Genomic DNA, 26,542 nt, shown 5'->3' with positions numbered 1-26,542 from the left:
TAAATACCACCCCGTTCCGGCGGACAGCGATTTTGATTTTGGCCTGATCGCAGCCTATAAGGCCGCGCGCCGATAATGACATTCCGACGAAACCTGTAGAGAGACCGCATGGCCGGACATTCCCAGTTCAAGAACATCATGCACCGCAAGGGCCGGCAGGATGCCCAGAAGTCCAAGCTGTTCTCCAAGCTGGCGCGGGAAATCACCGTCGCGGCCAAGCTCGGCACGCCGGATCCGGCGATGAACGCCCGGCTGCGCTCCGCGATCATCGCGGCGCGGCAGGAAAACATGCCGAAGGACAATATCGAGCGCGCGATCAAGAAGGCGATCGGCAGCGAAGGCGAGAACTACGACGAGATCCGCTACGAGGGCTACGGCCCCGGCGGCGTCGCGGTGATCGTCGAGGCCTTGACCGACAACCGCAACCGCGCGGCGTCCGACATCCGCTCCTACTTCACCAAATCCGGCGGCAATCTCGGCGAAACCGGCTCGGTCGCCTTCATGTTCGACCGCACCGGCATCATCGAATTCGACGCCAAAGCGGCCTCGGCCGACGATATGCTGGATGCCGCGATCGAAGCCGGCGCCGACGACGTGCTGTCGTCCGACGCCGGCCACGAGGTCTATGCCTCGCAGGAGAGCTTCCGCGAGGTGGCGAAGGCGCTGGAGGCGAAGTTCGGCGAGGCCCGCAAGGCGGCGCTGACCTGGAAGCCGCAGAACACCTTGGCGGTGGACGACGAGACCGGCGAAAAGCTGTTGAAGCTGATCGACCTGTTGAACGAGCACGACGACGTGCAGAACGTCTACGCCAACTTCGAGGTGTCCGACGCCTTGATGGCGAAGATGGGCGGCTGACGCGACGCTGCGTCGGGTCCGACGCACGGCGGCATCCCGAACCGTCATCGCCCGCGAAAGCGGGCGACCCAGTATTCCAGAGCGTCCGTGGTACGCCGCAACGCCGCGGCGTACTGGATCCCCCGCTTTCGCGGGGGACGACGGCTGGTGTTGTTTGAGGCGCCGCGCCATCGGGGGCAGTCCTCAACCGCTTTGCCGGGGATGCACCTTTGTTTCTGTTTCGTTCACTTTGCTGTGGCGTTATCACTCCATCATGAGTGCTCCGCCGATTCGCCAACCGATCCGTATTCTCGGCATCGACCCCGGGCTGCGCCGCACCGGCTGGGGCGTGATCGAGAGCTGTGGCAATCGGCTGGTGTTCATCGGCTGCGGCTCGGTCGAGCCTGACGACGACCTGCCGCTGGCGAGCCGGCTGTTGGAGATTCACCACGGGCTCGCCAAAGTGCTGGCGGAGTTTGCGCCGGCCGAGGCCGCGGTGGAGCAGACCTTCGTCAACAAGGACGCCGGCGCCACGCTGAAGCTCGGCCAGGCCCGCGGCATCGCCATGCTGGCCCCGGCGCTGGTCGGCATCGCGGTTTCGGAATACGCGCCGAACCTGATCAAGAAGACCGTGGTCGGCGCCGGCCACGCCGACAAGGCGCAGATCCAGATGATGCTGAAGATCCTTCTGCCGAAGGCCGAGCCGAAAACCGCCGACGCCGCCGACGCGCTGGCGATCGCCATCACCCACGCCCATCATCGCGGCGGCGCATTGCTGCGGCTGAAGGCGGTGCAGGCATGAGCGGCGGAGTGATGCTGGCATCAGGCAAGCCGGCATGCTCTCGCGCCCAAGGCATGCTACGCGCCCGCGCGGCGAACACGGCGTGCTCCCTCCCCCCTTGCGGGGGAGGGTTGGGGAGGGGGGTAATCCGAGGCGAAGCTTTGCTTGGGGCCCCCCACCCCCGACCCCGCCCGGCAAGGGGGAGGGGAGTTCTGTTGCCGCCTGTGCTCGCGCTCACTCCACACCCGAAGCGCTCTGCCCCCGCAAGGTGGAGGAGAGAGTCCCCGCATTGGAGGCCCGATGATCGGTAAACTGAAAGGCCTGATCGACAGCTACGGCGAGGACTATGTGATCCTCGACGTGCAGGGCGTCGGCTATCAGGTGCATTGCTCGTCGCGCACCCTGCAGGCGCTGCCGGCGGCCGGCGAGGCCGCGGTGCTGTCGATCGAGACTTACGTGCGCGAGGACCAGATCAAGCTGTTCGGCTTTCGTAGCGATCTGGAGCGCGAATGGTTCCGGCTCTTGCAGACCGTACAGGGCGTCGGCGCCAAGGTGGCGCTGGCGGTGCTGAGCACATTGCCGCCGGCCGATCTCGCCAACGCCATCGCGCTGCGCGACAAGGCCGCGGTGGCGCGCACCTCGGGCGTCGGCCCCAAGGTCGCCGAACGCATCGTCACGGAACTCAAAGACAAGGCGCCGGCCTTCGCCAGCGTCGATCCAGCCGTGGTGGCGCTGTCCGGCGCGCTCGACGATCGCAACGCGCCGCGCCCGGTGACCGACGCGATCTCCGCGCTGGTCAATCTCGGCTATGGTCAGCCGCAGGCCGCCGCCGCCATCGCCGCGGCTTCGCGCAGCGCCGGCGAAGGCGCCGAAACCGCGCAGCTGATCAAGCTCGGGCTGAAGGAGTTGTCGAAGTGAGTTTGACCGAAGCCGACCGCGCGCTGATCGAGGTGGCGGCCGCTGCGATCCGGCAGCGCTATCGCAACGACTGGCAGGAAGTCGGCGCCGCGCTCGTGACCCGCACCGGCAAGATCTTCGCCGGCGTCAATCTCGACGCCTATCTCGGCCGCATGGCGGTGTGCGCCGAGGGCGTGGCGCTCGGCCAGATGATCACCGAACTCGGCGAAGCCGGCATCGAGAGCATCGTCGCGGTGCGGCATCCGAAGCCGCACGAGACCGACCGCGATGTCCACGTGGTGTCGCCCTGCGGCGCCTGCCGCGAATTGATCTACGACTACGACCCCGGCGCCCGCGTTCTGGTGCCGAGCCCCGACGGCGTGGTGGCGGTCGGCATCGCCGAGCTGCTGCCGAACAAATACAGCCGGGAGCGGAATTTGTGAGATGACCACGCCCTCCCGCATCGTCACCCCGGAGCGCCGCAGCGACGATGTCGGCGACACCGCGCTGCGCCCGCAGCTGCTTGCCGAATTCGTCGGCCAGCAGCAGGCCCGCGCCAATCTGCAGATCTTCATCGACGCCGCGCGAAAACGCGGCGAGGCGCTGGATCACGTGTTGTTCGTCGGTCCTCCGGGGCTCGGCAAGACCACGCTGGCGCAGATCGTGGCGCGCGAGCTCGGCGTCGGGTTTCGCGCCACGTCCGGCCCGGTGATCGCCAAGGCCGGCGATCTCGCGGCACTCTTGACCAATCTCGAAGAGCGCGACGTGCTGTTCATCGACGAGATCCACCGGCTGAGCCCGGCGGTCGAAGAAGTGCTGTATCCGGCGATGGAGGATTTCCAGCTCGATCTGATCATCGGCGAGGGGCCGGCGGCGCGCTCGGTGAAGATCGAACTGTCGAAGTTCACGCTGGTCGGCGCCACCACCCGCGCGGGTCTGCTGACCAATCCGTTGCGCGACCGCTTCGGCATTCCGGTGCGGTTGAACTTCTACACCATCGGAGAACTCGAAAGCATCGTCACCCGCGGCGCGAGAGTGCTGTCGATCGGCATTACGCCGGACGGCGCCAACGAGATCGCGCGCCGCGCCCGCGGCACGCCGCGGATTGCCGGCCGCCTGCTGCGAAGGGTACGCGACTTCGCCTCCGCTGCTGACAAGTCGGCGATCGATCGCGGCATCGCCGATCACGCGCTCTCCGCGCTCGAGGTCGACGCCGCCGGGCTCGACGCGATGGACCGCCGCTACCTGACAACGATCGCGATGAACTACGGCGGCGGCCCGGTCGGCGTCGAAACCATGGCGGCGGCGCTGTCGGAGCCGCGCGACGCCATCGAGGACATCATCGAGCCGTTCCTGATCCAATGCGGCTACCTGCAGCGCACCCCGCGCGGCCGGCTGCTGACCAGCCACGCCTTCAAGCATCTCGGTCTCGCCGAGCCCACGCGCGACCCGGCGCAGTTTGGGCTGTTCGGGCAGGGCGGCGAGGAGGGGTAGATGGCCGCCGACTTGCTGGAGCGGATGAGGCGCAATCCGGCTGCAGACTGGACCATCGCAGATGTGGAAAGACTTTGCCGTGCACATGGCCTGCTGTTCGGGCAGGCAAGGGAACCTCGCATTGCCACGCCAAGCACCCCGCCGCGGTCGAAATCTTGACCATTCCGGCGCGACGACCGATCAAGCCGGTCTACATCCGCAAGCTCGTGCACTATATTGATGTTCACGGAGGCCAACCATGACGCTCGAATATGCCATTCGGATTGAACGGCTCGCGGAGAGCGACGGCGGCGGCTATCTCGCTACCGCGCCCGAGCTGCCCGGCTGCATGTCCGACGGCGCGACGCCGGAAGAGGCGTTGCGGAATATTCAGGAGGCGATCGTGTCCTGGATCGAAGCCGCACAAGAGTGGAAGCAACCGGTCCCCGCGCCTGCGCCGCCCTTGGCGCGTGCCGGTTAAGAGGTTGCTGTCTCGTTGCAGCGCCTTGGTCTGGCGCCGATCTGGTGATAGATCGCGCGGTAACTTTCAGGATTGATCCATTATGAATTCTCTCGACGGCGCGATCGGCGACGGCCTGCATCGCATGCAGGTCCGCGTCTACTACGAAGACACCGACTTCTCCGGCATCGTCTATCACGCCAATTATCTGCGCTTCATGGAGCGCGGCCGGACCAACTATCTGCGGCTGCTCGGCGCCGAGCAGAGCGCGCTGTTCGCCGAAGCGCAGAGCGAAGCCCCGGGCTTCGCCTTCGTGGTGCGGGCGATGCAACTGGATTTTCTCAAGCCGGCCAAGATGGACGACGTGCTGGAGATCGTGACGCGGCCGCTCGAAGTGCGCGGCGCCTCGATCACCATGCATCAGCAGGTCAAGCGCGGCGACGACGTGCTGATCGAGGCCAAGGTCAAGGTCGCCTTCGTCGCCGGCGGCCGGGCGCGGCCGATCCCGAAGCCGCTGCGCATCGCGATGGCGGCGGATCTCGGCTGAGCTACTTGCGCTTCCTTGCGGGCGGCTCAGGCTTCAGGCCCTGCGGGTCGAAACCGATGTAGAATATGTAAGAGTCGCCGATCGCCGCCGGCGGCGCCGGATAGATAATATCCTCGGCGACCAGGCTGAACGCTTCGTTGCCGTCGGCGGTCATCGCCACCCTGGTCTGATAGAGCTTGGTGAAGATCGTCTTCGGCTGCACGCCTTCCTGCACCACGGCGACGCGCAGCGGCACGTCGACATTGCCCGGCGCGCCGGCGGGCCCCGCGATCACCCGGCCCTGGATGCCGATCTTGGCCTTGATCAGGCCGTCGCCGAGATTGCACTCGCGGGCGGTGCGCCCGATCGTCGCCTGAAACTTCAGGTCGTTGCCTGCCGCGGGTTTGCCGGGCAGCCCGACGGCGTAGGTCGAGGCGCCGGGTCGGATGGTGACCTCCGGGCAGGTCAGCTCGACGTCGGCTTCCGAACCCGGCGCGGTCGTCACCGCATTGCCGCTCGGCGCCGTATCGGAGGAGCCGCCGAACAGGCTCTTGAAACGGTCGGTGATCGATTGCGCCGAGGCCGGCGCCGCCAGCAGGCTGCCACAAATGGTCATCGCAACGGCAGCGCGCCGCATCGCGCCGCGCCGCCTCAGCGATGCCGCGGCGGTTGTCGTCAGAGCTTGGTCCCGCATCGAAAATCCCCGGCGTTACGCACTGTCCAGAGCCTGATCCGTGGATCCCGGTTTTCGGGAGAGATCACGCTCAATCTAGGTTGCCGCCGCCTTATAACAAAGCAATGGCGGCGAACCAAAGGCATCGATGCGCCGGATTGCAGAGCAGGGGTCAGCCGCGAAAATCCTCGTGCAAGAGGCCGAACAGCAAATGGTCCTGCCAGACCCCGTTGATGCACAGATAGCGCCGCGCCATCCCCTCGCGGGTGAAGCCGCATTTCTCCAGCACCCGGATCGAGGCGGCGTTGGTCGGGATGCAGGCCGCCTCGACGCGGTGCAGGTTGAGTTCGCCGAACAGCGTCGGCAGCAGCACCCGCAGTGCCGCGGTCATGTAGCCGCGCCGGGCATGCGGCTGGCCGATCCAATAGCCGATGGTGCCGGCCTGCACGATGCCGCGGCGCACATTGGCCAGCGTCACCCCGCCGATCATCTCGCCGTCGGCTTCCCGGAACACGATGAACGGATAGGCGCGGTCGCCGGCGATGTCCTCGGCGTAGCGCCGCAGCCTGCGGCGGAAGCCGGAGCGGGTGAGGTCGTCGGACGGCCAGATCGGCTCCCACGGCGTCAGGAAGGCGCGGCTCTGCTCGCGCAGCTGCGCCCATTGCGGGAAGTCGCCCATCTGCGGTGCGCGCAGCAACAGCCCGTTGCCGCGCGGGGCCAATGCCGCCGGCCCGCTCGATGGCATGCGAAACAGTGCCATGGACCGAAACTCCCGATTCCGTGACCGACCCGTCGCCGAAAGCGGCGGCCCGGTTCAGTGATAGCTCGGCTTGGCCTTCCCTTGAGTCAAACCTTCGGCAAAACTCACCGCCGTGTCCAGCCCCCGGCCGCTGCCGAGCGCGACCACCGCCGGGCGGCTGCGCGACAGCAGCGCGCGCGCCGCCTTGCCGGTCGACTCGACGCTGACGGCGTCGATCTTGGCGACCAGCTCCTCGACCGGCAACGGCCGGCCATAGGCCAGCATATGCCGTGCCAGCTGCTCGGCGCGTGAGCTGCAGCTCTCCAGCGCCATCAACAGGCCGGCCTTCATCTGCGCCTTGGCGCGGGAAATCTCGGCTTCGGTCAAGGTGTCGACCGCGTCGTTGATGACGTCGACGATCACCTCCATCATTTCCGGCGCGTCGGCGGGATCGGTGCCGGTGTAGAGCCCGAAGAAGCCGGTGTCGGTATAGGGCGCGTGGAAGGTGTAGATCGAGTAGCACAGCCCGCGCTTCTCGCGGACCTCCTGGAACAGCCGCGACGACATCCCGCCGCCGAGCACGTTGGTGAACACCTGCAGGCTGAACAGCGACAGGTCGGTCTGCGGCAGGCCTTCCAGCGCCAGCGTCAGATGCGCCTGTTCGAGGTCGCGGTGCACCACCTTGGAGCCGCCGGGGCCGAACAGCGCCGGCAACGGCGCCGGCGCCGGCTGGCCGTTGAAGCTGGCAAAACGATGCTGCACCTCTTCGACGACGCGGGCATGATCGACCGCGCCGGCGGCGGCCACCACCATGTCGGGGCCGCGGTAGTGCTTCGACAAATAGCCCTGCAAGGTGTCGCGATCGAAGCCTTTCAGAGTCTGCGGCGTGCCGAGCAGCGAGCGGCCCATCGGCTGCTCCGGATAACACAGCTCGTTGAGATGCTCGAACACCACGTCGTCGGGGGTGTCCTGCGCAGCACCGATTTCCTGCACGATCACGCTCTTCTCGCGTTCGAGCTCGTCGGGCACGAAAGAGGGATTGGCGAGGATGTCGCTCAACACGTCGAGCGCCAGCGGCACGTCGTCCTTCATCACCCGGGCGTAATAGGCGGTGGTCTCGGTCGAGGTGCCGGCGTTGAGATCGCCGCCGACCGCCTCGATCTCCTCGACGATTTCGCGCGAGGAGCGCTTGGTGGTGCCCTTGAACGCCATGTGTTCGAGGAGATGCGAGATGCCGTGCTCGTCGGGCTTCTCATCGCGGCCACCAACCCCGGTCCACACCCCGAGCGCCGCGGTCTGCAGATGCGGCATGGTGTCGGTGACCACCGTCAATCCGGAGGGAAGCTTGGTGACCTCGACGCTCATCCGGCAACTCCTTGTTTCGCGGCGCGGCTGACCGCAAGCACGTAGTTTTCCACCGCCACCTGATCGGGCTTCATGGTGGTGATCTGTTCGGGCTTCGTCATCAGCCCTTCCAGCCACAGCGGCAGGTCCGGCCGCACGCCGCAGGCCGCCTCGACCGCGTCTGGGAATTTCGCCGCATGCGCGGTGGACAGCACGATATTGGGAACGTGCGAGTCGGTCTGGTCGCGATCGGCCACCGCCAGCGCCACCGCGGTGTGCGGGTCGACCAGATCGCCGGCCTCGCGCCAGGCGGTACGGATCGCGGCGGCGGTTTCCTCCTCGTCGGCGCGCCCGGCGTCGAACTGCTCGCGGATCGCCGCCAGCACTTTATCCGGCAGCACGTAGCGGCCGGATTGCTGCAACGAGGCCATCAGCCCGCGCACCAAGGCGGCGTCGCGGCCCGACGCCTCGAACAGCAGCCGCTCGAAATTCGACGACACCTGGATGTCCATCGACGGCGACGCGGTGGCGTGCACTTCGCGGACTTCGTGGATCCCGGTCTTCAGGGTGCGCGCCAGGATGTCGTTGACGTTGGCGGCGATCTTCAGCTTGCGGATCGGCAGCCCCATCCGCTTCGCCACATAGCCGGCGAAGATGTCGCCGAAATTGCCGGTCGGCACGGTGAAATCGACGCTGCGCCCCGGCGCGCCGAGCGCCACCGCGCTGGTGAAGTAGTACACCACCTGGGCGATGATCCGCGCCCAGTTGATCGAGTTGACGCCGGACAGCGCCACGCGGTCGCGGAATTTGTGGTGGTTGAACAGCCCCTTCACGATCGCCTGGCAATCGTCGAAATTGCCCTGCAGCGCCAGCGCATGGACGTTGGCGGCCGCCGAGGTGGTCATCATCCGGCGCTGCACGTCGGAGATCCGGCCGTGCGGAAACAGCACGATCAAATCGACATTGTCGCGGCCCGCAAACGCATCGACCGCGGCGCCGCCGGTGTCGCCGGAGGTCGCAACCACGATGGTGATGCGCTGCTGGCGCTTTTCCAGCACGTGGTCCATCAGCCGCGACAACAGCTGCATCGCGACGTCCTTGAACGCCAGCGTCGGGCCGTGAAACAGCTGCAGGGTGAACTGGCTGGGGCTGACCTGGTCGAGCGGCACCACAGCGGGATGCCGGAAGGTGGCGTAGGCCTCGTTGGCCATGCGGCCGAGATCGGCGTCGGAGATTTCGCCGCCGATGAACGGCCGGATCACCTCGACGGCGACCTCCCAATACGGCCGGCCGAAAAAGCCCGCGATCGCGTCGGGCGCAATCTGCGGCCAGACCTCAGGCACATAGAGCCCGCCGTCGCGGGCCAGCCCGGTCAGCATGACATCGCAAAAGCCGAGCTTGGGGGCCTCGCCCCGCGTCGAAATATACTGCGTCAACACGTCCTCCAAAGGCGCGCGTTTTCGCCAAGCCCTTGATAATGTGAGATGTTCCGTCGATCCGCGAAGGGATTCAAGGCCACCTTACAAGCTCGCTCGGAGCTTCACAAGGAAGCGCTGGCACCGCGGTTCTCGCCCAAGACTTCCACGCCGGGGGGGGGGGCTGAAAACCACTGCCCTATCTCGCGCTAGACGTGAATCGATGATTCTGTTACGCTAGAATGGTGGACCGGTTGGGGATTGGACCCAAGCGTCGCGGGGTGGGAATCCAGCTAGCGGCACCAGCCCCGGCCCGGAGCTAAGAGCAGTCTCCCACTGGATCAACCGCTCAAAGCGAGGCTACCTATCTTCTACGGGTCGCTTGCCACACGACGCACCTCCGTTTCATTCGGGGTTGCACGATCCGCTCGGGGGCCAGTTTCCTAGGCCGGGCACCCCTTGCAGAGATTCACCGGAGCCTTGCGGCTCCGGGTTTCGTTTATGACCTCGTCAGCCAAAAACTCCTGCTTGATCAGGACCGGGGCTATCGCCCCACTCGACCAAACCATACCCACCGTGTTCACGAGAGTTGTTCAGGGACTTAAAACCTGAGAGGTATGCTGAAAGAGCCTTGTTCGGCTCTTTGCCTCCAACCTCGATTCCGGCCTCAGTTATAGCGGTCAGGAGCTCGCCCGATGTGGCCCGCCGCTGAACCTTTGTTAGAAATGAAACGGCAGCACGTTCGATTTGTGCCGTCTTCGTCTTTGACTCCAAGAACTTGAATTTTAAAGGCTCAGAGGCATATTCTGGCCTTCCGAACATCGCGGCGTGCTCGCCCCGGTAGGTCGCAACTTGTTCAGCCTTTTCGTAAAGTTCAACAACCTGCTCAGCCAGCATCAATTTCTGGTAGGCAGGGGTTTTGGATAGCTCGGCCTTAAGCCGCTCTACCTCAGCCTTTGCCGCTTTGAGCATGTCAGAATCGGCCATGGTTAACCCTTTCAACTCTTATCCCATCTAGGCCTATTCTGACCCGTGGTCAAGGGGTCAGGTAATAATGGTTCAGATAGTGAACAGGCTCTGGGTATGGGCCGCGCTTCTGCCTTTCGGTCGGGCTGGGAGGCTCATCGGGCGATGTCGTCGCCGCCCCATCGCCGCCGTCGTTGCCCGGCGAGCCAGACGGCGAAGGCGATCGCCACCGCGGCGGCCAGGCCGAACCAGGTGATGGCGTATTGCAGGTGGTCGTCCTTCAGATGCACGCCGAGCGGGCCGGGCTTCGGCACCTCGGACGCGGGGACCGGCGCCTCCAGGTCGATATAGAACGGCGCCACCTCACCCCAGCCGAGCGTCGTCGCCATCGCAGCAACGTCGCGGGCAAACCACAGCCGTTTGGCGGCATCTGGAGCGGGCGTCAGCGCGCCGCCGGCCTCGGGAAACCGCAGATAGCCGGTCAGCGTCACCGCCTCGCCGCCGCGCAGCGGAGCCACCGCGCGGTCCTGCTGGGCGCGTTGCTGCATGGTGTTGGGCACGAAGCCGGCATTGACCACGACGATCCGACCGCTCGGCAGCCGCGCCGGCAGAAAGGCCCAGGTGCCGGGGCCGGCGATGTCGTCGCGGATCGCCGAACCGGACGAATACACCATGGCGTCCGGCTGGTTCTGGTAGGTCGCGGTGAAGGCAACGCGGCGGAATTCATCCTGCGCCGGGTTGAGCGTCGGCCATTCGCCGACCGCCGGCAGCGCGCCGGGCGGCGCCGCCAGCCGCTCGGTCAGCGCCGCGATCAGCGCGTGCTTCTGCACCCGGCGCTGCAGCTGCCAGACCCCGAGCGAGACCAGCACCGCCACCATCAGCAGCGCGATCAAGCCCAGGCCAAGCCGGCCGCGGGGACGCGGGATGACGCTGCTCATTTCGGTGCGCGATCCACCAATTGGCCTTCTTGCGCCTTGTGATAGAATTGCAGCGCGATCAGCAGCGCCTTCATCGAGCGCAGCGGCAGCAGCGTGGTGGCGAGGATCAGCGGCAGCCAGAGTGCGGCGTGCAGCCAGAACGGCGGCTGGTATTTCACCTCGACGATCAGCGCGCAGAACACCACGATGGCGCCCGCAATCATGATGATGAAGATCGCCGGGCCGTCGCCGCTATCGATGAAGGCGTAGTCGAGCCCGCATACCGTGCAGGACGGCGCCAGCGTCAGGAAGCCGGCGTAGAGCTTGCCTTCGCCGCAGCGCGGGCAGCGGCAGGCGAGGCCACGCAGCGCGCTCTGCAGGACGGTGGGGGTGGGGAGATCGGATGGGTGGTCAATCATGGCGGGCGTCCTTCTCCCTGGGGGAGACTATCAACCCCGTGTCCCGGACGCGGTGCAGCACGAAGTGCTGCGCCGCAGATCCGGGACCGTTACGAAGACTGCCTTCGTTACGGCCCCGGCTCTGCAATGCACCACGCCGCGAAGAGCGGCGTAGTGCATTGCGTCCGGGGCAGCAGATCGCGTCTACGCGCCGAAACGGAATCCGGGGCACGCAAGCAAGAATTCAATGCGCGCCGTGCGCCATGGTCGAGGCGCCGTGGCCCCAGACATAGATGCAGACGAACAGGAACAGCCAGACCACGTCGACGAAATGCCAGTACCAGGCGGCGAATTCGAAGCCGAGGTGCTGGGTCGGGGTGAAATGCCCCGCATAGGCGCGGAACAGGCACACCGTGAGGAAGATGGTGCCGACCAGCACGTGGAAGCCGTGGAAGCCGGTCGCCATGAAGAAGGTGGCGCCGTAAACGTTGCCGGCGAAGGAGAACGCGGCGTGGCTGTATTCATAGGCTTGCACGCAGCTGAAGGTGACGCCGAGCACGATGCTGAGGATCAGCCCCCATTTCAGCCCCTTGCGGTCGTTGTGCAGCAGCGCGTGATGCGCCCAGGTCACCGTGGTGCCGGAGGTCAACAGGATCAGCGTGTTGAGCAGCGGCAGGTGCCAGGGATCGAAGGTTTCGATGCCCTTCGGCGGCCACACCCCGCCGAACAGCGCCTCGCGGGTGGCGTGCACCGGATCGCCGGGAAACAGCGCCGAATTGAAGAACGCCCAGAACCAGGCGACGAAGAACATCACCTCGGAGGCGATGAACAGGATCATGCCGTAGCGGTGGCTGATCTGCACCACGCGGGTGTGGTCGCCCTTGTACTGCGCCTCGCGGATCACGTCGCCCCACCAGCTCGCCATGGTGTAGAGCACGCCGATGGTGCCGGCGCCGAACAGGAACGGCGCGCCGGTGAACATGTTGTGCATCCAGGCGATCGCGCCGAGCGCCATCACGAAGGCGGACAGCGAGCCGACCGCCGGCCAGGGGCTCGGATCGACGAGATGATAGTCGTGGTGCTTGGCGTGCGCCGTGGCCATTGCGGTGTCTCCGTGGGCGGGGCCGGCCGGAGCCGGCACATGATCGGAAGCGGGCGTGGTGTGAACCGGGGCAGGGTGATCGGACTTCGCGTGAGTCGACGCGCCGGCGGCGGTAGCGCTGAGATTGGACGGCGTGGGCGTTTCGTGATCGGTCATGACCTCACAGCGCCCCCTTGCGTTTGTCCGGCTCGCTCGCCGCGAGTGGTTTCGGCGTAGGCTTCAGGACCGGATAGAAGGTGTAGGACAGCGTGATGGTGTTGAGGCCGTCGTTCTCCGGATCGGCGACGAGCGCCGGATCGACGTAGAACACCACCGGCATCTCGCGGGTCTCGCCGGCCGCGAAGGTCTGTTCGGTGAAGCAGAAGCAGTTGATCTTCTGGAAATAGGCGCCGACCGTCAGGGGTGCTACGTTGTAGGCGGCCTGGCCGGTGGTGTCGTGTTTCGACAGGTTGGTCACGGTGTAGAACACCGTCACCACCTGGCCGATCGCGACCTCGATCTCGTTCTGCTCGGGCTCGAACTTCCACGGCAAGCCGTTGACGTTGGAATCGAACCGCACCGCGATTCTGCGCGTCAGCGGCGCGGCACTCGGCGCCGCGGTCGCCACCTGCGTGGTGCCGTTGAAGCCGGTGGCACGGCAGAACCAGTTGTAGAACGGCACCGCGGCGTAGGACGCCCCGACCATCAGCGCCACCACCAGCCCGCAGATCGACGCCACCGTGGCGTCGCGGCCAAGCCCGCGGCGCGGCGTGTCGTTGCGGTTGCTGGTCGATGGCTGGGTCATGGCTGTGCGCGCTCCGTCATCACATCGGCCGGACCAGCACGCCGGCGCCCTTCACCATGGTGACGGCGAAGAACAGAATGACCAGCACGCCGAGCGCCAAAGCGATCGCGATCGAGCGTTCGCGCTGCGATTTCTTCTGCGCCGGGGTCAGCACCACGCCGTCGATCACGGGCGGGTTCGCGCGTTGCGGATCAATCATCGTCGCCTCCTTCACGCCGGCATCCCGATCACGCCGCGGACGATCACTTCGAGCAGCAGCACCGCGAACAGCGCGAACAGGTACAGGATCGAAAACTTGAACAGGTTGCGGCTGGCGCGCAGCGCGGCGCTGCCGGTGCGCTGCCGATATACCCGTACCGCCAAGAGCAGCATCCAGCCGCCGAGCGCCAGCGAGGTGACGCCGTAGATCGCGTCGAAGTAACCGAGCGGCCAGGGCGCGAACGCCACCGCGACCAGAACGATGGTGTAGAGCAGGATCTGCAGCCGGGTGGCGTCGGGACCGGCGGTCACCGGCAGCATCGGCACGCCGGCATTGGCGTAGTCGCCGGCGCGGAATAGCGCCAAGGCCCAGAAATGCGGCGGGGTCCAGAAGAAGATGATGGCGAACAGCAGCATCGGCTCGACCGACAGCGAGCCCGCGGCGGCGGCCCAGGCCACCACCGGCGGCAGCGCGCCGGCGGCGCCGCCGATCACGATGTTCTGCGCGGTCCAGCGCTTCAGCCAGATGGTGTAGATCACGACGTAGAAGAAGATGGTGAAGGCGAGCAGGCCTGCGGCGAACCAGTTCACCAGAATGCCGAGCGTCACCACCGAGAAGAACGAAAGCACCAGCCCGAAGGTCAGCGCCTCGGGCTTGGTGACGCGGCCGCGCGGGATCGGCCGGTTGGCGGTGCGGGTCATCTTGGCGTCGATGTCGTCCTCGTACCACATGTTCAGCGCCCCGGAGGCGCCGGCGCCGACCGCGATGCACAGGATGGAGGTGAACGCCAGCACCGGGTGAAAATGCCCGGGCGCCAGCAACAGCCCGACCAGAGCGGTGAAGATCACCAGCGACATCACCCGCGGCTTCAACAGCGCGATGTAATCGGCGACGCTGGCTTCCGAGATCCGCGGCGCGGCAAACTCGATGTCGTGGCTTTCAACAACCGACAAAGCGCAACTCCCTTTAGGTTATCCGCATCCGCCGCGCGTCTGCGGCGGATGCGTCGTCTTTGCAGCTCAGCGAACCCGCGGCAGAATTTCGAACTGATGGAACGGCGGCGGCGACGACAAGGTCCACTCCAGCGTGGTGGCTCCCGGTCCCCACGGATTGTCCGCGGCCTTTTCCTTTTTGATGAACGCCAGCACCATGCCGTAGAGGAAGATCAGCACCGCGAAGCCGGAGATGTAGGAGCCGATCGAGGACACCAGATTCCAGCCGGCGAAGGCGTCGGGATAATCGACATAACGCCGCGGCATGCCGGACAGGCCGAGGAAATGCTGCGGGAAGAACACCAGGTTGACGCCGATGAAGGTGACCCAGAAGTGCAGCTTGCCGATGGTTTCGTTGTACATGTAGCCGGTCATCTTCGGGAACCAGTAGTACCAGCCGGCGAAGATCGCGAACACGGCGCCCAGCGACAGCACGTAGTGGAAATGCGCCACCACGTAGTAGGTGTCCTGCAACACGCGGTCGACGCCGGCATTGGCCAGCACCACGCCGGTGACGCCGCCGACCGTGAACAGGAAGATGAAGCCGATCGCCCACAGCATCGGCGTGCGGAATTCGATCGAACCGCCCCACATCGTGGCGATCCAGGAGAAGATCTTCACCCCGGTCGGCACCGCGATCACCATGGTGGCGGCGACGAAGTAGGCCTGCGTCGCGCTCGACATGCCCACCGTGTACATGTGGTGCGCCCAGACCACGAAGCCGATCACGCCGATCGCCACCATGGCGTAGGCCATGCCGAGATAGCCGAACACCGGCTTCTTGGAGAAGGTCGAGACGATCTGGCTGATCATGCCGAAGCCCGGCAAAATCAGGATGTAGACTTCGGGGTGGCCGAAGAACCAGAACAGATGCTGGAACAGCACCGGATCGCCGCCGCCTTCCGCGGAGAAGAACGTGGTGCCGAAATTGCGGTCGGTCAGCAGCATGGTGATGGCGCCGGCCAGCACCGGCAGCGCCAGCAACAACAGGAACACGGTGACCAGGATCGACCACACGAACAGCGGCATCTTGTGCAGCGTCATGCCGGGGGCGCGCATGTTGAAGATCGTGGTGATGAAGTTGATCGCGCCGAGGATCGAGGAGGCGCCGGCGAGATGCAGCGCCAGGATGGCGAAGTCGACCGCCGGCCCGGGATGCCCGGATGTCGATAGCGGCGCGTACATCGTCCATCCGGCGCCGACGCCGTTCGACGACGGCTCGCCTTCGACGAAGGTGGAGGTCAACAGCAGCGCGAACGCCGCCGGCAGCAGCCAGAACGACACGTTGTTCATCCGCGGAAACGCCATGTCGGGCGCGCCGATCATCAGCGGCACGAACCAATTGCCGAAGCCGCCGATCATCGCCGGCATCACCATGAAGAAGATCATGATCAGGCCGTGCGAGGTGACGAACACGTTGTAGGTGTGGCTTTCGTGGAAGATCTGCACGCCGGGATACATCAGCTCGATGCGGATCGCGATCGACATCGCGCCGCCGATCAGCCCCGCGACGATCGCGAAGATCAGATACATCGTGCCGATGTCTTTGTGGTTGGTCGAGTAGACGTATCGCCGCCAGCCGGTCGGATGAGCGTGGGCGTGTTCGTCGGCGTGGTCGGAGTGAGCAACCCGTGCAGCTTCCATTACCATTTTTGTTATCCTGCCTTGCGGTCGTTCGAACCTTGCGGTTCCGTCGGTCCCAGTAGAGTCAGGCGGTCGCGGCTCATTGCGCCGCGGCGCCCGCCGAGGCGAGCGAAGGCTTGTCGGCGGCGTTGGCGGCGATCTGCTTCTTCTTCCAGCTCGCGTAGTCCTCGTCGCTGACGACGCTGATCACGATCGGCATGAAGGCGTGGTCCTTGCCGCACAATTCCGAGCACTGGCCGTAGTACTTGCCGAGCTTGGTCGCCTTGAACCACGCCTCGTTGAGGCGGCCGGGGATGGCGTCGATCTTGACGCCGAAGGATGGGATCGCGAAAGAGTGGATCACGTCGTTGGCGGTGGTCTGCACCCGCACCACCTTGTCGACCGGCACCACCACCTCGTTGTCGACCGCCAATAGCCGCGGCGGCGTCGGCGTGATTTTGGCGCGCTCCTCGTCGGTCAGCATGATCGAGGTGAAATCGATCTTGTCGTCGGGATAGGAGAAGCTCCAGTTCCACTGATTGCCGGTGGCCTTGATGGTGAGGTCGGCTTTCGGAATGTCGAGCTGCTGAAACAACAGCCGGAACGACGGCACCGCCACCGCCACCAGGATCAATACCGGGATGATGGTCCAGGCGACTTCGATCATCGTGTTGTGGGTGGTCTTCGACGGCACCGGGTGGGCCTTGGCGTTGAACCGAACCACCACGATCACCAGCAGCGCCAGCACCAAGAGCGTGATGGCGGTGATCAGCCAAAGCAGGAAATTGTGGAACCAGATGATGTTGTCCATCACCGGGCTGGCCGACTCCTGCAGCTTCATTTCCCAGGGGGTCGGCTGGCCGAGCCCTGCGAAAGCCGCGCCGCCGGCTGAAATTGCGATCGCCACGATCGCCAGACTGAACAACAAGCGGCCGATCCGGCCCTTCGACATCTTCATGTCGTGCGCACTCCCTGTAATCACGTCTTCAATCTCGCCGAGCCGCGAGAGTTGCGTGTGCGCTCACAAATCTGCCGAATTTGATTTATGCGAACGCTTCTTATTCCTGTTCTCAAACCATAATTCACGGCCCCTCGCAATGCAGGATTGGACTTTAGGCGTAGGATCGCGGAGGTTTGTGGCAAGGCGCGCCGCGCCTGCTCCGGCGCTGCGATCGGTACGCCGATGTGTGAACCATGCTTGACAGGCGCGCCGCCCGTTGTAGGCACGGGACGCGCTCCGCTGCGCAGCCTGATTCGCTGCGGGCGCGCGGCTGTGCAAAAGGCGCCTTGCTGGCGCCCTGTTTGCGGTATCCACCGTACCAGTCCATTGACCGGATCGTCATGCCATGGGATCGACCCTGATGGGCCTTTCGAAGATTGAACGCACAGACCTTGGACGGCGGACCGCGCCGTGGACGCGCTGGTCGATCGCGGCCGCGCTCGGTCTTGCGCTCGCGGCCGGTATCGCCGGAGGGTCGGCGGCGCAGGCCCAAGGCGCGGTGCGCTCGGTGCATGGCGATTGGCAGATCCGCTGCGACACCCCGCCCGGCGCGCAGTCCGAACAATGCGCGCTGATCCAGAGCGTGGTAGCCGAAGACCGCTCCAACGCCGGCCTCACCGTGATCATCCTGAAGACCGCCGATCAGAAGAGCAAGCTGATGCGGGTGGTGGCGCCGCTCGGCGTGCTGCTGCCGTCGGGGCTGGGCCTCAAGCTCGACAACGCCGATGTCGGCCGCGCCGGCTTCGTGCGCTGCCTGCCGAACGGCTGCGTCGCCGAGGTGGTGATGGACGACAAGCTCTTAGGTCAGCTGCGCACCGCCAAGACCGCGACCTTCATCATCTTCGAGACCCCGGAAGAAGGCATCGGCTTCCCGCTCAGCCTGAACGGGATCGGCGAGGGTTACGACAAGCTGCCGTAGGGCGGGGCATTTCCGCTGACGTCAACGGCGCCCGCGCCGTTGGCGTTCGAAAAGCGCACCGACCTCTCAGCGTCATGGCCGGGCCTGTCCCGGCCATCCACGGAAACACGCAAGGCGTCGCTTGTGGGCGTGGATGGCCGGGACAAGCCCGGCCATGACGTGTTGGATGAAGTGCGTGATTGGTGTCGCTGCATGTGCAGCCAGATTCGAAGATGGCGCGGGATCTGTGCGCTGTCTCGGCGGAGCGACCCACGCACTTGGCAACCCCTCGCACAACGCCGGCGAAGCACCTATCTTGGAAGCCTGCCATCAGGGAACCAAACATGACCCAATCCGCCACCACCTCGCTCCTCGACCGCGCCAAGCTCGACCGCGACGCCGTGCGCGGGGAAATCGCCCGCGGCCTGAAGGGCGCCGACGACGGCGAACTGTTCCTGGAATATAAAAAGTCCGAAGCCCTGATGTTCGACAATGGCCGGCTCAAACAGGCGACCTACGACACCGCGCAAGGCTTTGGCCTGCGCGCCGTGAAGGACGACGCGGTCGGCTACGCGCATTCCTCCGACATGTCGCTGAAGGCCTTGATCCGCGCTGCCGACGCGGTGGCGGCGGTGCGCGGCGGGTATAGCGGCAACCTGGCGGCGGCGCCGGCACATAGCAACGTGCGGCTCTATGGCGACGACAATCCGCTGGAAGCCCCGGGCTTCGAAGCCAAGGTCAAGCTGCTCGCCGAGATCGACGCCTACGTCCGCGAAAAGGATCCGCGGGTGCGGCAGGTCTCGGTGTCGCTCGGCGCCACCTGGCAGGTGGTGGAGATTTTGCGCCCGGACGGCGAGAGCTATCGCGACATCCGCCCCTTGGTGCGGGTCAACATCTCGGTCGTCGCTGGCCAAGGCGATCGGCAGGAGAGCGGCAGCAAGGGCTATGGCGGCCGCGAAGGCTACGCCCGCTTCATCGACACCAAGGCCTGGCGCGAGGCCGCCGACGGCGCGATCCGCGAAGCTCTGGTCAATCTGGACTCGGTGCCGGCGCCGGCTGGCGAGATGGACGTGGTGCTCGGCCCCGGCTGGCCCGGCGTGATGCTGCACGAGGCGGTCGGCCATGGCCTCGAGGGCGACTTCAACCGCAAGCAGACCTCGGCCTTTGCAGGATTGATGGGCCAGCAGGTCGCCGCCAAGGGCGTCACCGTGGTCGATGACGGCACCATCGCTTCACGCCGCGGCTCGCTGTCGATCGACGACGAAGGCACTCCCACGAGTCGCACCGTGCTGATCGAGGACGGCATCCTGGTCGGCTACATGCAGGACCGCCAGAACGCCCGGCTGATGAACATGGCGCCCACCGGCAACGGCCGCCGCGAAAGCTACGCGCATCTGCCGATGCCGCGGATGACCAACACCTACATGACCGAAGGCGCGCGCGATCCGGCGGAAATTCTCGCCTCGGTGAAGAACGGCATCTTTGCTGCGAATTTCGGCGGTGGCCAGGTCGATATCACCTCGGGCAAATACGTCTTCCAGTGCACCGAGGCCTACCGAATCGAGAACGGCAAGCTCGGCGCACCCTTGAAAGGCGCGATGTTGATCGGCAACGGCCCGACCGACCTGCATCGCATCTCGATGATCGGCAACGACGTGCAGCTCGATTCGGGCATCGGCACCTGCGGCAAGAACGGCCAGGGCGTGCCGGTCGGCGTCGGCCAGCCGACGCTGCGGATGGACCGCATCACCGTCGGAGGCACCGGCTAGATGAGCTTGCAGACGCACCCGATGATGGCGGCGGCGCGGCACTGGTCGTCGCAACTGGTGCAGCTCGCCGCGGTGGTCGCAGTAGTGCTGCTCGCCAAGGGGGCGATCGCCGAGCCGTTCTACGTGCCGTCGGCCTCGATGGAGCCGACGCTGTTGATCGGCGACGCGCTGTTGGCGTCGAAATTTCCCTACGGCTATTCCTCGGCCTCGCTGCCGATCCACATCGCGGTGCCGCAGACCGGCCGGGTGTTCGGCGCGACGCCGTCGCGCGGCGACGTCGTGGTGTTCCGCTGGCCGGGCGACCGCGCGCAGGTCTGGGTCAAGCGCGTGATCGGGCTGCCCGGCGACCGCATCCAGTTGCGCCAGGGTCAGGTCTGGATCAACGGCGTCGCGGCCGAGACCAAGCCGGACGGCATCGGCGCGGCCGAAGACGACAATGGCGGCAGCGAGCCGGCGCGGCGCTATATCGAGACGCTGCCGGGCGGCGTGTCGCATCCGGTGTTCAAGCTGTTCGACAACGGCCGGCTCGACAACACCGCGGAGATCACCGTGCCGGCGGACCGGCTGTTCGTGATGGGCGACAACCGCGACAATTCCGCCGACAGCCGGGTGCCGGTCAGCCAAGGCGGCGTCGGGCTGTTGCCGCTCGACAATCTGGTCGGCCGCGTCGATTCGGTGGTCGGCTCCTGGGACCCCGGCGTGCGCAGCCAGCCGGTCAGCACCTGGCTATCCGGCTTCCGCGTCGCGCGGTTTTTCACCGGGGTGCATTGAGCAGCGGCGGCGATAAACGGCGCGCGTCGCGTGCGGCCGACCAGCTCCTTTCAGCTGACGTTGATGCGCTCAATACAACGGCGCGTCATTCCGGGGCGCGAGCAGCTTTGCTGCGAGCGAACCCGGAATCTCGCAACACGTGCCGGCGCTGACACCCCGCAGCTGTACATTCGGAGCAAGATTCCGGGTTCGCTCGGGCCTTCGCCCTCGCGCCCCGGAATGACGGCCTTTAAGGGCAGGTCGGCGGGGTGTCGTCGCTCCATTCCGGCGGCGCGGCGCTGAGGTCGTCGATGCCCAAGAGGCCGATGGCGCGCAGCGCCATGTGGTCGATCATCTCGCTGATGGATTGCGGCCGCTGGTAGAACGCCGGCGCCAACGGGGCGACGATCGCGCCATATTCGGTGACGGCCGCCATCGAACGCAGATGCCCGAGATGCAGCGGGCTCTCGCGCACCATCAGGATCAGCTTGCGGCGCTCTTTCAATTGCACGTCGGCGGCCCGCGTCAGCAGCGTGTCGAGATTGCCGGTGGCGATCGCCGACAGCGAGCCGATCGAGCACGGCGCCACGATCATCCCACTGGTGCGGAACGAGCCCGAGGCGATCGAGGCGCCGATGTCGTCGATGTCGTGGTGGCGATCGACCAGGTCTGCGGCGCGTGCCAGCGCGCGGTCGCCGACTTCATAGGCGATGGTGCGCTCCGCCGCCCTGGTGGCGACGAGGTGAATTTCGCAGGCGCCGGTCGAAGCCAACAGCTCGACGATGCGGATGCCGACCGCGGCGCCCGAGGCGCCGCTGATGCCGACGATGACGCGCGGGATGCTCATCGTATCATCTTCCGCTGCGGCAGCGCCGGGCCGAGCCCGAGCGACGACCACATCGCGTCGACCCGCTGCACCACCGCGGGATCCATCGTCAGCACCTCGCCCCATTCGCGCTGCGTCTCGGCGCCGATCTTGTTGGTGGCGTCGATGCCGAGCTTGCCGCCGAGGCCAGACTTTGGCGAGGCGAAATCCAGATAATCGATCGGGGTGTCGGTGATCGACACCATGTCGCGCGAGGTGTCGCAGCGCGTCGACACCGCCCACATCACGTCGGCCCAGTCGCGAACGTCGATGTCCTCGTCGACGATGATCAGGAGCTTGGTGTAGCTGAACTGCGGCAGCATCGACCACAGCCCCATCATCAGCCGCCGCGCCTGGCCGGGATAGCGTTTCTTGATCGACGCCACCGCGATCCGGTACGAGCAGGCCTCCGGCGGCAGCCAGAGGTCGACGATTTCCGGAAACTGCCGCTTCGCCACCGGCAGGAAGATGTCGTTGAACGCTTCGCCGAGCCGCGACGGCTCGTCCGGCGGCCGCCCGGTGTAGGTCGACAGATAAATCGGATCCTTGCGCGTGGTGATCGCCGTGACGGTCAGCACCGGAAACTGCTCGACCGAATTGTAATAGCCGGTGTGGTCGCCGTAAGGCCCCTCGGGCGCGGTCTCGGTGGCCGAAACGAAGCCCTCGATGACGATCTCGGCATCCGCCGGCACTTGCAGCGGGACGCTGACGCACGGCGCCAGCACCGGGCGCTCGCCGCGCAACAGCCCGGAGAATTTGATTTCGGACAGGTCTTCCGGCAGCGGCAGCACCGCTGACAGAATCATCGCCGGATCGGCGCCGATCACGATCGCCACCGGCATGTCGCGGCCCTGCTTCTGCCATTGGTGGTGATGCTTGGCGCCGCCGCGATGCGCCAGCCAGCGCATGATCAGGCGGTCGCGGCCGAGCACCTGCATCCGGTAGACTCCGACATTGTCGGCGCCGCCAGAGTGCTCCGGCGGCTTGGTGAACACCAGACCCCAGGTGATCAAGGGCGCCGGCTCGCCGGACCACGGGATCTGCACCGGGAGGCGGCCGAGGTCGACATCGGCGCCGCTCCAGACCACGCTTTGCACCGATGCGGATTTCGCGGTCTTCGGCCGCATCGCCAAGGCGGCGCGGGCCATCGGCAATTTGCTCAAGGCGTCGGACAGGCTCTGCGGCGGCACCGGGGCGCGCATTTCGGCCAGCGTCTCGCCGAGATCGCCCAATTTATCGGGAGTGATGCCGAAGCCGCAGGCGACCCGCTCGACGGTGCCGAACAGATTGACCAGGATCGGCATTTCGGACGGCGTGCCGTCGGCCTTGATGGGGTTTTCGATCAACAGCGCCGGGCCGTTGTCGGCCAGCACGCGGCGGTGGATTTCGGTGAGGTCGTGCACCACAGACACTGGTCTGCGGATTCTGACCAATTGACCGCGGGACTCAAGATACGCCATGAACGCGCGCAAGTCCGGGAAGGGCGGTTTAACGCGGTTCAGCATGTGGTCTCCGTGGGACAGCTCTGGTCAGCATGCAGACCAAGTGGTGTCTTTGATCCTGCGCAAAGAACTTCCTTCCCCGGCGATGGTAACGAGGTCTTTCAAAGGTGGCCCATGTCGGTATCCAATTCCTCCGTCACTAGGATGCCAGTGCCGCTTGCGCTGGCGGCGCGCGTCCTGCCGTTGCTGCCATTGCAGGTGTTGCTGAATATCTGCCTCGGCGAAATCCGTTCACGGCATCCCCGCATTTTCGATCGTCTCGGTTCGCACACCAGCAAGCGGTATGGGCTCGAGCCCACCGACCTGCCGATTGCCTTCGTGCTGGAGCCGCGGCGGATGAATCCGCGGATCACCGCGGTGCGGACGCTGCCGTCCAATCTCGATGCCCGGATCGCCGGGCCGCTGTCGGCGCTGATCGGCATGACCGACGGCTCCTATGACGGCGACGCTTTGTTTTTCTCGCGTGACATCCATGTCGACGGCGACATGGAGGCGGTGGTCGCGCTGCGTAATGCGATCGACGATTCGCGCGTCGATTTTCTCTCTGAATCGGTGGTCTGGCTCGGGCCGCTCGCAGCGCCGATCGAACGGCTCTTGCGGAGCATCGTCGGCTCTTCGTCGCTCCGCCACGAGATGGGCGCCGGTGGCGGAGGATAATCCATGGAATTGATCTGTCCGGCGGGCACTCCGTCGGCTTTGCGTGATGCGGTGGCGGCGGGCGCCGACGCGATCTATTGCGGCTTCAGCGACGAAACCAATGCGCGAAATTTCCCGGGGCTGAATTTCAGCCGCGCCGAAATGGCCGAATCGATTGCGCATGCCCATGACGAGGGCGCGTTGGTGCTGGTCGCGATCAACACCTTCGCGCGCGCCGGCGGCTTCGAATTGTGGCAGCGCGCGGTCGACGACGCCGTCGACGCCAAGGCCGACGCCCTGATCGTCGCCGATGTCGGCGTGATGGAATATGTGGCGCGCGCCCATCCGCAGCAGCGGTTGCACGTCTCGGTGCAGGCCGCCGCCGCCAATCCGGACGCCATCCAGTTTTATGTCGACCGCTTCAACGCCAAGCGCGTGGTGCTGCCGCGGGTGCTCAGCGTGCCGGAGATCGCCGCGATCGCCAAAGCCGTGAAGTGCGAGACCGAAGTGTTCATCTTCGGCGGGCTGTGCGTGATGGAAGAGGGCCGCTGCTCGCTGTCGTCCTATGCCACCGGCAAGTCGCCGAACATGGACGGCGTGTGTTCGCCGGCCAGCCACATCCAGTATCGCGAAGAGAACGGCATGCTGGTGTCGCGGCTCGGCGAGTTCACCATCAACAAATTCGCCAATGGCGAGGCCGCGGCCTATCCGACGCTGTGCAAGGGCCGCTACCAGACCTCCGAGGGCGCCGGCTATCTGTTCGAGGATCCTTCCAGCCTCGACGCCACCACGATGCTTCCCGAGCTGAAGAAGGCCGGGGTGTCGGCGCTGAAGATCGAGGGACGCCAGCGCGGCCGCGCCTATATCGAGCGGGTGGTGCGCACCTTCCGTCAGGCGCTGTCCGCGCTCGACCAGGGGCTGCCGGTGCCGAGCGATGCGTTGCGCGGGCTCAGCGAGGGCCAGTCGACCACGGTCGGCGCCTACAAGAAGACCTGGCGATAACTTGGCGCCAATGAGCTGCCGGCGATCGCTGCGATCGTCGACCGAAGATTTGAGACAATAGAACTGGCGACACGGCGATGGGCGAAGCGAACCAACACAAAGCGGGGCCGGAGATGAAGCTCACACTTGGACCGGTGCTTTACAACTGGAAGCCCGAGGCGTGGCGCGACTTCTACTTCCGCATCGCCGAGGAAGCCCCGATCGACACCGTGGTGGTCGGCGAGATCGTCTGCTCGAAGCGCTCGCCGTTCATCGCCGAGCACATTCCGGCGGTGGTCGAGCGGCTGTCGTCCTGCGGCAAGGACGTGGTGATGGGGTCGCTGACGCTGATGTCGCTGACCCGCGAGCGCAACGCGATGGCTGAATTGGCCGCAGCACCCGAATTGACCATGGAGGTCAACGACCTGTCCTGCCTGGGGATGCTGGGCGACCGGCCGCATGCCATCGGCCCGTTCGTCAACATCTACAACGAGGCCACCGCGAAATATTTCGCCTCGCACGGCGCCAAGCGTATTTGTCTGCCGCCGGAATTGCCGCTGACCGCGATCCGCACCATCGCCGCGGCGTTGCCCGACGTCACCTTCGAGGTGTTCGGCTTCGGCCGCGCGCCGCTGGCGATCTCGGCGCGCTGCTATCATGCGCGGCTCAACAAGCTGTCGAAGGATAACTGCAAGTTCGTCTGCGAGCAGGATCCCGACGGGCTCGCGGTGTTCACGCTCGACAACGAGCCGTTCCTGGCGATGAACGGCGTGCAGACGCTGTCCTATGCCTGCACCAGCGTGCTCGGCGAGATCGACGATCTGACCGAAGCCGGGGTGCGCTCGCTGCGGCTGTCGCCGCAGCAATGCGACATGGTCGAAGTCGCCAAGGTGTATCGCGACGTGATCGACGGCAAGCGCAGCGTCGCCGAGGGCGCCGCGGCGCTGACTGCGATCTATCCGATCCCGGTCGCCAACGGTTTTCTCTACGCCAAGCCCGGCTCGACGTTCATCAACAACGTCGCCGAGGCTCAACGGACCGCCAGGGCACTCTGACGCGTCAGCCGCCGCGTTTTAGGCGGCGGCCGCGGTCGGGTCGAACCCTCGAGGGGGATTTGCGATGGCCGACCCAAGCGCCGACGGCGACGCGCTCGAACTGGTCGAGCGGATGCGGATCGTCATCCAGGGCACCAACATGGACGGCCATTGCCGGGAAATGTTGTCCTCGGCGTTCGACCGCTTTCTCAGCATGGAAGCGCGGCGGCTGTCGAAGCGGCTGCTGCAGCGGGTACGTGGTCAGCGCGAGCGGATCGCGGCGATTGTCACCATGTTGTCGGAGCTCGACCACGTCAACGAGAACGAAAGCGACCGCAGCGTGTTCGCCGAGATGGCGCTGCTGTTCGACGAGATCAGCCTGACCGCGGTGGCGGGCTCCGCCGCGCTGCGCGAGATCGACCGGGTCAAGGCCGAGTTTCCGCTCGAGGATCGCACCGAGCCGCTGGAAGAGCCGATCGCCCAATGGTCGCCCGGCTGCGCGGCACCGACGAAGTAATTCGCCGCCCGGCGGGGTGATCGGCAATCACGGCCGCGCAATCGCGAGACGAATCTTATTGGAGTTTCTTTGCTGGGGATTTTCGTCAGGCGTTAAGGCCAAGCTTTGCACGCAAAGCACATCGCCTGACGCAACGGCAGCGCGCTCCCCTCCCCCTTGCGGGGAGGGGGCGGGGGTGGGGGTGCCGCGCGACGACGCTTCGTTGCCGTGACGAGATGACGTCGACACGCGTTTCACGCATTCAGCTGGGACAAATTGGCCGGGTAGGTCATGCCCGTTGACCCCCACCCCCGACCCCTCCCCGCAAGGGGGAGGGGAGCAGAGGGCTCGGCTTCGTGGCAGCGGCTCAGCGCAAAAGATTGCGACGGGCCTCTCAGAGCCTGTGAATCTTTCATTTTGGTTGGCATGTCTGCTTTGGCATGATTCAATTTTGCAGCGATCAGGGAGTTGCTGCGATGGCCGAGAAG

At 65.8% G+C, this 26,542-nt stretch carries 29 protein-coding genes; 14 read left to right on the top strand and 15 right to left on the bottom strand.

Annotation, left to right across the window (positions count from 1 at the left end):
* Nucleotides 1–108 precede the first annotated feature (108 nt).
* The 7 genes from HNR60_RS19720 (at nt 109) to ybgC (ending at nt 4,992) form a co-directional block, all read left to right on the top strand.
* The gene (locus tag HNR60_RS19720; RefSeq protein WP_184261189.1) at nt 109–855 is read left to right on the top strand and encodes a YebC/PmpR family DNA-binding transcriptional regulator; all 747 of its coding nucleotides are present in this window, start codon (nt 109–111) and stop codon (nt 853–855) included.
* A gap of 253 nt (nt 856–1,108) precedes the next feature.
* Entirely contained in the window at nt 1,109–1,636 is a 528-nt protein-coding gene (gene ruvC, locus HNR60_RS19715; RefSeq protein WP_184261186.1) for a crossover junction endodeoxyribonuclease RuvC, read from the top strand.
* A 279-nt stretch (nt 1,637–1,915) separates the two neighbouring features.
* Nucleotides 1,916–2,533, top strand: coding sequence for a Holliday junction branch migration protein RuvA (gene ruvA, locus HNR60_RS19710; RefSeq protein ID WP_184261184.1), 618 nt, complete (start codon nt 1,916–1,918; stop codon nt 2,531–2,533).
* Nucleotides 2,530–2,955 carry a cytidine deaminase gene (locus HNR60_RS19705; protein ID WP_184261181.1) on the top strand — a complete coding sequence of 142 codons (426 nt, stop codon included), beginning with the start codon at nt 2,530–2,532 and terminating at the stop codon, nt 2,953–2,955. Before ruvA ends, HNR60_RS19705 begins: the two co-directional genes overlap by 4 nt.
* Nucleotide 2,956: 1 nt before the next feature.
* Nucleotides 2,957–4,006, top strand: coding sequence for a Holliday junction branch migration DNA helicase RuvB (gene ruvB / locus HNR60_RS19700; protein WP_184261178.1), 1,050 nt, complete (start codon nt 2,957–2,959; stop codon nt 4,004–4,006).
* A gap of 238 nt (nt 4,007–4,244) precedes the next feature.
* Nucleotides 4,245–4,466 (top strand): type II toxin-antitoxin system HicB family antitoxin, encoded by a 222-nt coding sequence (locus HNR60_RS19695; protein WP_184261175.1) that lies wholly within the window; start codon nt 4,245–4,247, stop codon nt 4,464–4,466.
* Between the two features lie 82 nt (nt 4,467–4,548).
* Nucleotides 4,549–4,992: a tol-pal system-associated acyl-CoA thioesterase gene (gene ybgC, locus HNR60_RS19690; RefSeq protein ID WP_184261172.1), complete on the top strand. Its 444-nt coding sequence runs from the start codon at nt 4,549–4,551 to the stop codon at nt 4,990–4,992.
* Between the two features lies 1 nt (nt 4,993).
* Here ybgC and HNR60_RS19685 read toward each other — a convergent pair whose 3' ends face one another.
* The 13 genes from HNR60_RS19685 to coxB form a co-directional block, all read right to left on the bottom strand.
* Complete coding sequence (locus HNR60_RS19685) at nt 4,994–5,665, bottom strand: hypothetical protein (RefSeq protein WP_184261169.1); 672 nt, start codon at nt 5,663–5,665, stop codon at nt 4,994–4,996.
* 151 nt (nt 5,666–5,816) lie between these two features.
* The gene (locus tag HNR60_RS19680; RefSeq protein ID WP_184261166.1) at nt 5,817–6,404 is read right to left on the bottom strand and encodes a GNAT family N-acetyltransferase; all 588 of its coding nucleotides are present in this window, start codon (nt 6,402–6,404) and stop codon (nt 5,817–5,819) included.
* A gap of 54 nt (nt 6,405–6,458) precedes the next feature.
* Nucleotides 6,459–7,748: a M16 family metallopeptidase gene (locus HNR60_RS19675; protein WP_184261163.1), complete on the bottom strand. Its 1,290-nt coding sequence runs from the start codon at nt 7,746–7,748 to the stop codon at nt 6,459–6,461.
* Nucleotides 7,745–9,163, bottom strand: coding sequence for a threonine synthase (gene thrC, locus HNR60_RS19670; protein WP_184261160.1), 1,419 nt, complete (start codon nt 9,161–9,163; stop codon nt 7,745–7,747). Before thrC ends, HNR60_RS19675 begins: the two co-directional genes overlap by 4 nt.
* A gap of 489 nt (nt 9,164–9,652) precedes the next feature.
* The gene (locus tag HNR60_RS19665) at nt 9,653–10,129 is read right to left on the bottom strand and encodes a hypothetical protein (RefSeq protein WP_184261158.1); all 477 of its coding nucleotides are present in this window, start codon (nt 10,127–10,129) and stop codon (nt 9,653–9,655) included.
* 134 nt (nt 10,130–10,263) lie between these two features.
* On the bottom strand, nt 10,264–11,046 hold the full coding sequence (locus HNR60_RS19660; protein ID WP_184261155.1) for an SURF1 family protein: 783 nt from the start codon (nt 11,044–11,046) through the stop codon (nt 10,264–10,266).
* A complete protein-coding gene (locus HNR60_RS19655; protein ID WP_184261152.1) occupies nt 11,043–11,444 on the bottom strand; it encodes a DUF983 domain-containing protein in 402 nt (133 codons plus the stop codon). Before HNR60_RS19655 ends, HNR60_RS19660 begins: the two co-directional genes overlap by 4 nt.
* Nucleotides 11,445–11,667: 223 nt before the next feature.
* A complete protein-coding gene (locus HNR60_RS19650; protein WP_184261149.1) occupies nt 11,668–12,525 on the bottom strand; it encodes a cytochrome c oxidase subunit 3 in 858 nt (285 codons plus the stop codon).
* Nucleotides 12,526–12,685: 160 nt separating this feature from the next.
* Nucleotides 12,686–13,309 carry a cytochrome c oxidase assembly protein gene (locus tag HNR60_RS19645; RefSeq protein ID WP_184261145.1) on the bottom strand — a complete coding sequence of 208 codons (624 nt, stop codon included), beginning with the start codon at nt 13,307–13,309 and terminating at the stop codon, nt 12,686–12,688.
* A gap of 19 nt (nt 13,310–13,328) precedes the next feature.
* Nucleotides 13,329–13,508 carry a CoxF protein gene (locus HNR60_RS19640; RefSeq protein WP_184261142.1) on the bottom strand — a complete coding sequence of 60 codons (180 nt, stop codon included), beginning with the start codon at nt 13,506–13,508 and terminating at the stop codon, nt 13,329–13,331.
* An 11-nt stretch (nt 13,509–13,519) separates the two neighbouring features.
* Complete coding sequence (locus tag HNR60_RS19635; protein WP_184261139.1) at nt 13,520–14,461, bottom strand: heme o synthase; 942 nt, start codon at nt 14,459–14,461, stop codon at nt 13,520–13,522.
* Between the two features lie 66 nt (nt 14,462–14,527).
* Entirely contained in the window at nt 14,528–16,150 is a 1,623-nt protein-coding gene (gene ctaD / locus HNR60_RS19630) for a cytochrome c oxidase subunit I (protein ID WP_184261136.1), read from the bottom strand.
* Between the two features lie 73 nt (nt 16,151–16,223).
* Complete coding sequence (gene coxB / locus HNR60_RS19625; RefSeq protein ID WP_184261133.1) at nt 16,224–17,081, bottom strand: cytochrome c oxidase subunit II; 858 nt, start codon at nt 17,079–17,081, stop codon at nt 16,224–16,226.
* 388 nt (nt 17,082–17,469) lie between these two features.
* Here coxB and HNR60_RS19620 point away from each other — a divergent pair, with 388 nt between their 5' ends.
* The 3 genes from HNR60_RS19620 (at nt 17,470) to lepB (ending at nt 20,561) form a co-directional block, all read left to right on the top strand.
* The gene (locus tag HNR60_RS19620) at nt 17,470–18,042 is read left to right on the top strand and encodes an invasion associated locus B family protein (RefSeq protein WP_246433026.1); all 573 of its coding nucleotides are present in this window, start codon (nt 17,470–17,472) and stop codon (nt 18,040–18,042) included.
* Nucleotides 18,043–18,365: 323 nt separating this feature from the next.
* Nucleotides 18,366–19,790, top strand: a complete 1,425-nt coding sequence (gene tldD / locus HNR60_RS19615) for a metalloprotease TldD (protein ID WP_184261130.1) — start codon at nt 18,366–18,368, stop codon at nt 19,788–19,790.
* Nucleotides 19,791–20,561, top strand: a complete 771-nt coding sequence (gene lepB / locus HNR60_RS19610; protein WP_184261126.1) for a signal peptidase I — start codon at nt 19,791–19,793, stop codon at nt 20,559–20,561. It begins immediately after the preceding gene.
* A gap of 229 nt (nt 20,562–20,790) precedes the next feature.
* Here lepB and HNR60_RS19605 read toward each other — a convergent pair whose 3' ends face one another.
* Entirely contained in the window at nt 20,791–21,387 is a 597-nt protein-coding gene (locus HNR60_RS19605) for a UbiX family flavin prenyltransferase (RefSeq protein WP_184261123.1), read from the bottom strand.
* Nucleotides 21,384–22,910, bottom strand: coding sequence for a UbiD family decarboxylase (locus HNR60_RS19600; protein ID WP_184261120.1), 1,527 nt, complete (start codon nt 22,908–22,910; stop codon nt 21,384–21,386). The genes HNR60_RS19605 and HNR60_RS19600 overlap by 4 nt, the downstream gene beginning before the upstream one ends.
* A 111-nt stretch (nt 22,911–23,021) precedes the next feature.
* On the opposite strand from HNR60_RS19600, the gene ubiT reads away from it, so the two are divergent.
* The 4 genes from ubiT (at nt 23,022) to HNR60_RS19580 (ending at nt 26,075) form a co-directional block, all read left to right on the top strand.
* On the top strand, nt 23,022–23,564 hold the full coding sequence (gene ubiT, locus HNR60_RS19595; protein ID WP_011475179.1) for a ubiquinone anaerobic biosynthesis accessory factor UbiT: 543 nt from the start codon (nt 23,022–23,024) through the stop codon (nt 23,562–23,564).
* Between the two features lie 3 nt (nt 23,565–23,567).
* On the top strand, nt 23,568–24,545 hold the full coding sequence (ubiU, locus tag HNR60_RS19590) for a ubiquinone anaerobic biosynthesis protein UbiU (protein WP_184261117.1): 978 nt from the start codon (nt 23,568–23,570) through the stop codon (nt 24,543–24,545).
* Between the two features lie 113 nt (nt 24,546–24,658).
* The gene (locus HNR60_RS19585) at nt 24,659–25,579 is read left to right on the top strand and encodes a U32 family peptidase (protein WP_184261113.1); all 921 of its coding nucleotides are present in this window, start codon (nt 24,659–24,661) and stop codon (nt 25,577–25,579) included.
* Nucleotides 25,580–25,643: 64 nt separating this feature from the next.
* Nucleotides 25,644–26,075, top strand: coding sequence for a hypothetical protein (locus HNR60_RS19580; protein WP_184261110.1), 432 nt, complete (start codon nt 25,644–25,646; stop codon nt 26,073–26,075).
* Nucleotides 26,076–26,542: the final 467 nt, after the last annotated feature.

The organism is Rhodopseudomonas rhenobacensis, assembly GCF_014203125.1.
Lineage (GTDB): Bacteria > Pseudomonadota > Alphaproteobacteria > Rhizobiales > Xanthobacteraceae > Rhodopseudomonas_A > Rhodopseudomonas_A rhenobacensis.
The sequence above is the reverse complement of the archived record's forward strand: the minus strand, read 5'-3'. Positions and strand labels throughout refer to the sequence as shown.

Excerpts from the sequence above, each read along its gene's own strand:
- HNR60_RS19695 (WP_184261175.1), top strand. The coding sequence starts at position 4,245 with ATGACGCTCGAATATGCCATTCGGATTGAACGGCTCGCGGAGAGCGAC.
- HNR60_RS19585 (WP_184261113.1), top strand. The coding sequence starts at position 24,659 with ATGAAGCTCACACTTGGACCGGTGCTTTACAACTGGAAGCCCGAGGCG.
- ruvB (WP_184261178.1), top strand. The coding sequence starts at position 2,957 with ATGACCACGCCCTCCCGCATCGTCACCCCGGAGCGCCGCAGCGACGAT.
- HNR60_RS19645 (WP_184261145.1), bottom strand. The coding sequence starts at position 13,309 with ATGACCCAGCCATCGACCAGCAACCGCAACGACACGCCGCGCCGCGGG.
- HNR60_RS19620 (WP_246433026.1), top strand. The coding sequence starts at position 17,470 with ATGGGATCGACCCTGATGGGCCTTTCGAAGATTGAACGCACAGACCTT.
- ubiT (WP_011475179.1), top strand. The coding sequence starts at position 23,022 with ATGTCGGTATCCAATTCCTCCGTCACTAGGATGCCAGTGCCGCTTGCG.
- HNR60_RS19655 (WP_184261152.1), bottom strand. The coding sequence starts at position 11,444 with ATGATTGACCACCCATCCGATCTCCCCACCCCCACCGTCCTGCAGAGC.
- ruvA (WP_184261184.1), top strand. The coding sequence starts at position 1,916 with ATGATCGGTAAACTGAAAGGCCTGATCGACAGCTACGGCGAGGACTAT.
- ybgC (WP_184261172.1), top strand. The coding sequence starts at position 4,549 with ATGAATTCTCTCGACGGCGCGATCGGCGACGGCCTGCATCGCATGCAG.
- ubiU (WP_184261117.1), top strand. The coding sequence starts at position 23,568 with ATGGAATTGATCTGTCCGGCGGGCACTCCGTCGGCTTTGCGTGATGCG.
- lepB (WP_184261126.1), top strand. The coding sequence starts at position 19,791 with ATGAGCTTGCAGACGCACCCGATGATGGCGGCGGCGCGGCACTGGTCG.
- HNR60_RS19600 (WP_184261120.1), bottom strand. The coding sequence starts at position 22,910 with ATGCTGAACCGCGTTAAACCGCCCTTCCCGGACTTGCGCGCGTTCATG.
- HNR60_RS19580 (WP_184261110.1), top strand. The coding sequence starts at position 25,644 with ATGGCCGACCCAAGCGCCGACGGCGACGCGCTCGAACTGGTCGAGCGG.
- coxB (WP_184261133.1), bottom strand. The coding sequence starts at position 17,081 with ATGAAGATGTCGAAGGGCCGGATCGGCCGCTTGTTGTTCAGTCTGGCG.
- HNR60_RS19665 (WP_184261158.1), bottom strand. The coding sequence starts at position 10,129 with ATGGCCGATTCTGACATGCTCAAAGCGGCAAAGGCTGAGGTAGAGCGG.
- HNR60_RS19660 (WP_184261155.1), bottom strand. The coding sequence starts at position 11,046 with ATGAGCAGCGTCATCCCGCGTCCCCGCGGCCGGCTTGGCCTGGGCTTG.
- HNR60_RS19685 (WP_184261169.1), bottom strand. The coding sequence starts at position 5,665 with ATGCGGGACCAAGCTCTGACGACAACCGCCGCGGCATCGCTGAGGCGG.
- HNR60_RS19605 (WP_184261123.1), bottom strand. The coding sequence starts at position 21,387 with ATGAGCATCCCGCGCGTCATCGTCGGCATCAGCGGCGCCTCGGGCGCC.
- HNR60_RS19680 (WP_184261166.1), bottom strand. The coding sequence starts at position 6,404 with ATGGCACTGTTTCGCATGCCATCGAGCGGGCCGGCGGCATTGGCCCCG.
- HNR60_RS19675 (WP_184261163.1), bottom strand. The coding sequence starts at position 7,748 with ATGAGCGTCGAGGTCACCAAGCTTCCCTCCGGATTGACGGTGGTCACC.
- tldD (WP_184261130.1), top strand. The coding sequence starts at position 18,366 with ATGACCCAATCCGCCACCACCTCGCTCCTCGACCGCGCCAAGCTCGAC.
- HNR60_RS19640 (WP_184261142.1), bottom strand. The coding sequence starts at position 13,508 with ATGATTGATCCGCAACGCGCGAACCCGCCCGTGATCGACGGCGTGGTG.
- ctaD (WP_184261136.1), bottom strand. The coding sequence starts at position 16,150 with ATGGTAATGGAAGCTGCACGGGTTGCTCACTCCGACCACGCCGACGAA.
- HNR60_RS19650 (WP_184261149.1), bottom strand. The coding sequence starts at position 12,525 with ATGGCCACGGCGCACGCCAAGCACCACGACTATCATCTCGTCGATCCG.
- HNR60_RS19720 (WP_184261189.1), top strand. The coding sequence starts at position 109 with ATGGCCGGACATTCCCAGTTCAAGAACATCATGCACCGCAAGGGCCGG.
- ruvC (WP_184261186.1), top strand. The coding sequence starts at position 1,109 with ATGAGTGCTCCGCCGATTCGCCAACCGATCCGTATTCTCGGCATCGAC.